General features: G+C 57.4%; 7 protein-coding genes and 1 tRNA gene. 6 read left to right on the top strand and 2 right to left on the bottom strand.

Going from position 1 to position 6545, the window contains the following annotated elements; genetic code table 11:
- Positions 1-91: 91 nt before the first annotated feature.
- Together BM198_RS24300 and tfpZ are read right to left on the bottom strand one after the other, a co-directional pair.
- A tRNA-Thr gene (locus BM198_RS24300) sits at positions 92-167 on the bottom strand.
- Between the two features lie 81 nt (positions 168-248).
- Entirely contained in the window at positions 249-998 is a 750-nt protein-coding gene (gene tfpZ / locus BM198_RS24295) for a TfpX/TfpZ family type IV pilin accessory protein (RefSeq protein ID WP_074973070.1), read from the bottom strand.
- Positions 999-1274: 276 nt separating this feature from the next.
- Here tfpZ and BM198_RS24290 point away from each other — a divergent pair, with 276 nt between their 5' ends.
- From BM198_RS24290 to yacG, 6 genes are all read left to right on the top strand, one after another.
- The gene (locus BM198_RS24290) at positions 1275-1751 is read left to right on the top strand and encodes a pilin (protein WP_074973068.1); all 477 of its coding nucleotides are present in this window, start codon (positions 1275-1277) and stop codon (positions 1749-1751) included.
- 178 nt (positions 1752-1929) lie between these two features.
- The gene (gene pilB, locus BM198_RS24285) at positions 1930-3633 is read left to right on the top strand and encodes a type IV-A pilus assembly ATPase PilB (protein WP_074973065.1); all 1704 of its coding nucleotides are present in this window, start codon (positions 1930-1932) and stop codon (positions 3631-3633) included.
- Between the two features lie 6 nt (positions 3634-3639).
- On the top strand, positions 3640-4857 hold the full coding sequence (locus tag BM198_RS24280) for a type II secretion system F family protein (protein WP_074973062.1): 1218 nt from the start codon (positions 3640-3642) through the stop codon (positions 4855-4857).
- Between the two features lie 2 nt (positions 4858-4859).
- On the top strand, positions 4860-5732 hold the full coding sequence (locus BM198_RS24275; RefSeq protein ID WP_074973060.1) for a prepilin peptidase: 873 nt from the start codon (positions 4860-4862) through the stop codon (positions 5730-5732).
- On the top strand, positions 5729-6340 hold the full coding sequence (coaE, locus tag BM198_RS24270; RefSeq protein WP_074973059.1) for a dephospho-CoA kinase: 612 nt from the start codon (positions 5729-5731) through the stop codon (positions 6338-6340). Before BM198_RS24275 ends, coaE begins: the two co-directional genes overlap by 4 nt.
- Positions 6337-6534, top strand: a complete 198-nt coding sequence (gene yacG / locus BM198_RS24265) for a DNA gyrase inhibitor YacG (protein WP_044406857.1) — start codon at positions 6337-6339, stop codon at positions 6532-6534. The genes coaE and yacG overlap by 4 nt, the downstream gene beginning before the upstream one ends.
- Positions 6535-6545 lie beyond the last annotated feature (11 nt).

Raw genomic sequence — 6545 nt, 5'->3', positions numbered from 1 at the left:
TCTCCTGAAATAAGGGCGAAGGTGTAAACCTTATTCAGGACGGGACACCAGAAAGCAAAAAGCCCCGCAATTGCGGGGCTTTTTGTTGAGCTGGTGCCGGAAACAGGAATCGAACCTGCGACCTTCGCGTTACGAGTGCGCTGCTCTACCTACTGAGCTATTCCGGCGGCGGGGCGCAATGGTGCAGCAGACGAGGAAAAAAGTAAAACCTGCAACAACCACTCAATGCACCACACCATTTAGCTGCGTTACCAAGGAAGCAGATTCACAATAGCCACAACACTGGCAGACTCCTTGTTGATCAATACGACCATCGGTTGCGCGCCCGCCATAAGGGGTACCCATGCATCAGCCTTACTCCAGGGTTTGAGTTCAAGCTGCACACGAACCGGATCATTGAACAAAGACAACCTCTCCAGCGGCAGAGCCCTGGCCCGTATCGCGGGCGCTACCTTCTCAAGCGGACGGTAAAGTTCAGGGCGTTGCGGGATGTCACTCAGTCCCATCGCAGACTCCACCATGAGAGCTTGACGCTGCCTGGGATCCCCCGGGTTATCCGCCCCCACCCACTGCGGCCCGGCCCACGGAGCGCTGCGGTACTCAGGTGAAGCCGCATCCAACTGACGAGTATCGATATCCAGCGCCCGCACCACATCGAATCGATCAACATTGAACACCAGCCAGGCCGGCCGCCCTTCGGCCACCGCTACAACACCATAGATCAGTGCCGAAAGCTGCAGCAGCAGAATCACGGCCATATCGAAGATCAAGGTCTTCTTACCTTTCTTGTAAACCAGCAAGGTGAGCAAAGGCCCGACCACCACATCAATTGCCAGCAACATCACAAAGATGCCCGTAACTCCAACCGCCTCATGCAAAGGCGCGGGGTACCAGACCCCGAAAACCAGCCACAACATGACCAGCCCAAATGCAAAGGAGCCGCACAGATGAATCGCAAATGCCTTGAAGCGAGTGGAGCGAAAGAAAGACCCGAACATGGAGGCAATACCTGAAGAACAAGAGTCAGCGGCATTTTACAACCTCAACAACCGCCCCTTGAATTCCTGATTGCCAGTAGCATGCAGAACCAGCGCACAGTTTGAATGATGACGTTTTTTGTCAGTAATCGACCTCTTCCTACCAGGCAGTGCAATCAGAAGCGCACAGGATGGCGCCAGACAGCGCTCGCACAGTGCTAATCGCAACTTGGCATGCCCCCTGCATTACCGAACGCAGCGCAACACCTCGTTGCCTCATAAACTCGGAGATACTCAATGAAAGCAATGCAGAAAGGCTTCACCCTGATCGAACTGATGATCGTGATTGCCATCATCGGCATCCTGGCCGCTATCGCCCTGCCGGCCTATCAGGACTACACCGTCCGAGCCAAGGTTGCCGAAGGCGCAGTTGCAGCCAGCGCCCTGAAAATCGGCGTAACCGAGGCTTTCGCTGACAGCGGCCTGGCTGGTATCAAGGCTTACGCAACCGAAATCAAAGCGGACATTTCTAACATCAAGACCCAGAAAATCACTAACGTAGAGATCAGCGACGCCGGTAACATCACCCTGACGATGGGCGGCATCCCGCAACTGTCTACCAATAACACCTTGGTATACGTTCCGACAATCGGCGGTAAACCACTGGCTAACGACAACTCCGCCGGCACCGTCGAATGGAGCTGCAATACTGGCAAAATCATCTCCAAGTACCTGCCGGCCAACTGCCGCACTGCAGCAACGAAGACCCCGTAATACTAATCACTGCTGCATAAAAGAGACCGCTTAGGCGGTCTCTTTTCATATTGCCCGACATGAAACAAAGCAATCGTTCGACGCCCGACTGCACGGCTCTCCTTGCAGGTCAACCGGGTTGCTGGTTAGCGTGTCGGCTGTAACACTCCAACCCAATCAACTGCCTGGTTCTTGCCCCATGAACGAGCTCTCCACCCTGACCGGTCTGGCAAAGCAACTGGTCCTGAATAATCTCCTGGACGAGACCACGGCTCAGCAGGCTCAGCTCCAGGCCCAACGCAACAAACTCCCCCTTGTCACCTACCTGACTCAGAACAAGCTGGTGAAAGGCCGGGTGTTGGTGGAACTGATCAGCGACCAGTTCGGTATTGCCATGCTCGACCTGAGCTGCATCGACAAGGACGCGATACCTCGCGATACGGTGAGCGAAAAACTGGCACGCCAGCACCGCGTGCTGCCCCTGTTCAAGCGCGGCAACAAACTGTTCATTGCAACGTCCGACCCTTCCAATCACCAGGCCGTGACCGATGTGCAGTTCAGCACTGGCCTCAGCACCGAGGCCCTGCTGGTCGAAGACGACAAACTCGGTGATGCGATCGAGAAGTTCTTCGACAATACCGACAACGGGCTGTCGGATTTGGGCGACGTCGACCTCGATAATGTCGATATCGTAAGCGCGGATGAAGACAAACAGGACTCTGGGGCCAGCAACGACGCCGACGATGCACCGGTGGTGCGTTTCGTCAATAAGATGCTCCTGGACGCCATCAAGAGCAGCTCGTCTGACCTGCACTTTGAACCGTACGAACGCACCTACCGTGTGCGCTTTCGTACCGATGGCATCCTGCACGAAGTGGCCAGGCCACCGATACAACTGGCCCCGCGCATCTCTGCACGCCTGAAGGTCATGGCCAGTCTGGATATCTCCGAACGGCGCAAACCGCAGGACGGACGGATCAAGATGAAAATCTCCAAGACCAAGGCTATCGATTTTCGCGTCAATACCCTTCCAACTCTCTGGGGCGAGAAGATTGTAATGCGGATTCTCGACCCTACCAGCGCACAGATGGGCATCGATGCCCTTGGTTACGAAGACGATCAGAAAGAACTGTACATGAATGCCCTGAAACAGCCCCAGGGCATGATTCTGGTTACGGGCCCCACCGGCTCAGGCAAAACGGTTTCCCTTTATACAGGCCTGAACATCCTAAACACGGCGGACGTCAACATCTCCACCGCTGAAGACCCGGTTGAAATCAACCTGGAAGGTATCAACCAGGTCAATGTCAATCCCAAACAGGGCATGGACTTCTCCCAAGCCCTGCGCGCCTTCCTGCGCCAAGACCCTGACATCATCATGGTGGGTGAGATCCGCGACCTGGAAACCGCCGAAATCGCTATTAAGGCCGCGCAAACCGGCCACATGGTCATGTCCACGCTACACACCAACAGCGCGGCCGAAACGCTGACCCGCCTGCGCAACATGGGCGTGCCGGCCTTCAACATCGCCACTTCGGTCAACCTGATTATTGCCCAGCGCCTGGCTCGCAAGCTCTGCAGCGCCTGCAAGAAGCCAGTGGACGTCCCACGGGATGTGCTGCTGAAAGAAGGTTTCCCGGAAGACAAGATTGGTACCTTCAAGATTTATGGCCCGGTGGGCTGCGAGAACTGCAAAGGTGGTTACAAGGGCCGGGTTGGTATTTATGAAGTGGTTAAAAACACGCCTGCCCTACAACGCATTATCATGGAGGAAGGTAACTCCATTGAAATCGCCGAGCAGGCTCGCCGGGATGGTTTTAATGATTTGCGCATGTCAGGCCTGCTGAAGGCCATGCAGGGCGTAACCAGCCTCGAGGAAATCAACCGCGTGACCAAGGACTAATCCACCATGGCGGAAAAAGCTCTTAAAACCAGCACCTTCAGCTGGGAAGGCACAGACAGGAAAGGTGCCAAAGTCAAAGGTGAGATGGGCGGACAGAGCCCAGCGCTGGTTAAAGCCCAACTGCGCAAGCAGGGTATCAACCCAATAAAGGTACGCAAGAAGTCCGTCTCGTTGTTCAGTGCAGGAAAAGCCATCAAACCTGCGGACATCGCCCTGTTCACTCGGCAGATGGCGACCATGATGAAGGCGGGCGTGCCGTTACTCAGCTCTTTCGACATTATTGGCGAAGGGTTCGATAACCCGAACATGCGCAAGATGGTGGACGAGCTCAAGCAGGAGGTAGCGGCGGGCAACAGCTTCGCTTCCTCTCTGCGGAAAAAGCCAATCCAGTTTGACGACCTCTACTGCAACCTGGTGGAAGCCGGTGAGCAGGCAGGCGCATTGGAAACCCTGCTAGATCGCGTGGCCACCTACAAGGAAAAAACCGAGGCACTGAAAGCCAAGATAAAGAAAGCCATGACCTATCCGATTGCGGTACTGGTTGTGGCAATCATTGTTTCCGCCATTCTACTGATCAAGGTCGTACCGCAGTTCGAGGATGTCTTCAAAAGCTTTGGGGCGGAGCTACCAGTTTTTACCCAGATGGTTATTGGCCTGTCACAGGTTCTGCAAGAGTGGTGGCTTATCGTCCTGATTGGAGTAATCGGCGCCTCATTCGGCATTCGGGAGATTTACCGGCGCTCCGAGAACTTTCGCAACAAGATCGACCAGGTGCTGCTCAAGATTCCAATCGTCGGTGACATCATTTACAAATCGTCGGTTGCACGTTACGCACGTACCCTGTCCACCACTTTCGCTGCCGGGGTGCCATTGGTCGAAGCACTGGATTCAGTCGCTGGCGCTACCGGCAACGTTGTATTCCGTAAAGCGGTAAACCAGATCAAGCAGGATGTATCGACCGGTATGCAGCTCAATTTTTCCATGCGTACCACAGGCGTGTTCCCCAGCATGGCACTGCAAATGACAGCTATTGGTGAAGAGTCTGGTTCCCTCGACGATATGCTGGATAAAGTCGCGAGCTTCTATGAAACCGAGGTCGACAACATGGTCGACAACCTGACCGCACTGATGGAACCCATGATCATGGCCGTTCTTGGTGTAGTAGTAGGCGGCCTTATCGTTGCGATGTATCTGCCCATCTTCCAACTCGGTCAAGTCGTCTAAGAATGTCCTTTCTCGACTTCCTGGCCGGCAACTTGCCGGCCTTTGTTTTCTGCGTATTCCTCCTCGGTCTCTTGGTCGGCAGTTTCCTCAACGTGGTCATTTACCGTTTGCCGGTGATGATGTTCCGCGACTGGAAGATCCAGGCCCGCGAGGCTCTGGAGTTACCGCCGGAGCCGCCGGGCGAGACGTTCAACCTGGTTCTGCCGAACTCCCGCTGCCCCCATTGCCAGCACGAGATCAAGGCCTGGGAGAACATCCCGGTGGTGAGTTGGCTGGCCCTGGGCGGCAAGTGTTCGTCGTGCAAGGCCCCCATCAAGAAGCGCTACCCGCTGGTGGAACTGGCTTGTGGGCTGCTTTCCGCCTACGTCGCCTGGCACTTCGGTTTCACCTGGCAGGCGGGCGCCTTCCTGGTGCTGACCTGGGGTTTGCTGGCGATGAGCATGATCGACATCGACCACCAGCTGCTCCCTGATTCCCTGGTGCTGCCGCTGCTCTGGCTTGGGCTGATCGTCAACAGCCAGGGCCTGTTCACCGGGCTGGAGGATGCCCTCTGGGGCGCGGTGGGCGGCTACCTGAGCCTGTGGAGCGTGTACTGGGTGTTCAAGCTGGTGACCGGCAAGGAGGGCATGGGCTATGGCGACTTCAAGCTGCTGGCCATGCTCGGCGCCTGGGGTGGCTGGCAGGTGCTGCCGCTGACCATCCTGCTGTCGTCCCTGGTCGGTGCGGTACTGGGGATCATCATCCTCAAGCTGCGCGATGCCGACAGCGGCACGCCCATTCCCTTCGGCCCCTACCTGGCGATTGCCGGCTGGATCGCATTGCTCTGGGGTGATCAAATAACCGGGACCTATCTGCAGTTCGCCGGTTTCAAATGACCACACCCTGGATTCTTGGCCTCACAGGCGGCATCGGCAGCGGCAAGAGTGCCGCTGCTGCTCATTTCAACACCCTGGGCATCCACATGGTGGATGCCGATCACGCCGCCCGCTGGGTGGTGGAGCCCGGCCGCCCCGCCCTGGCTCGCATCGCCGAGCATTTCGGCGACGGCGTCCTCCTGGCCGACGGGCAGCTCGACCGCGCCGCCCTGCGCCAGCACATCTTCCAGCACCCGGAGGAACGCCGCTGGCTGGAAAACCTGCTGCATCCGCTGATCAACCAGGAGATCGCCAGCAACCTGGCGGAGGCCAAGTCCCCCTACGCCATCCTGGTTTCGCCGCTGCTCATCGAGTCCGGGCAGCACCGCATGACCCAGCGCGTGCTGGTGGTGGACGTCCCCGAAGCCCTGCAAGTGCAGCGCACCATGGCCCGTGATGGCGTCTCCGAGGAACAGGTCCAGGCCATCCTCAAGGCCCAGGCCGACCGGGACAAGCGACTGGCTGCCGCCCACGACGTGCTGCTGAATGACCGGGACCTGGCCTGGATGCACACCGAAGTCGAACGACTGCACGCCTTCTATCTGACACTGCGAGGAGGCCAGCCATGAGCCAACCCATGACCGTTGAATGCCCCACCTGCGGAGCGCCCGTCGAATGGGGCCCGCAAAGCCCCAACCGGCCCTTCTGCTCCCACCGCTGCAAGCTGATCGACCTGGGCGCCTGGGCCGCCGAAGAGCACGCCATCCCCGGTGACAACCTTGAGGACGAACTGTTCTCCGGTGACCTCCCTGACCGTCACTGATCCCATGCGCC

The organism is Metapseudomonas otitidis (genome assembly GCF_900111835.1).
Classification (GTDB): domain Bacteria; phylum Pseudomonadota; class Gammaproteobacteria; order Pseudomonadales; family Pseudomonadaceae; genus Metapseudomonas; species Metapseudomonas otitidis.
This window is presented reverse-complemented; position numbering and strand designations above follow the sequence as displayed.

Bases quoted from the DNA above. Each gene is read 5' to 3' on its own strand.
- yacG (WP_044406857.1), top strand. From the start codon at position 6,337: ATGAGCCAACCCATGACCGTTGAATGCCCCACCTGCGGAGCGCCCGTC.
- BM198_RS24275 (WP_074973060.1), top strand. From the start codon at position 4,860: ATGTCCTTTCTCGACTTCCTGGCCGGCAACTTGCCGGCCTTTGTTTTC.
- BM198_RS24290 (WP_074973068.1), top strand. From the start codon at position 1,275: ATGAAAGCAATGCAGAAAGGCTTCACCCTGATCGAACTGATGATCGTG.
- tfpZ (WP_074973070.1), bottom strand. From the start codon at position 998: ATGTTCGGGTCTTTCTTTCGCTCCACTCGCTTCAAGGCATTTGCGATT.
- pilB (WP_074973065.1), top strand. From the start codon at position 1,930: ATGAACGAGCTCTCCACCCTGACCGGTCTGGCAAAGCAACTGGTCCTG.
- coaE (WP_074973059.1), top strand. From the start codon at position 5,729: ATGACCACACCCTGGATTCTTGGCCTCACAGGCGGCATCGGCAGCGGC.
- BM198_RS24280 (WP_074973062.1), top strand. From the start codon at position 3,640: ATGGCGGAAAAAGCTCTTAAAACCAGCACCTTCAGCTGGGAAGGCACA.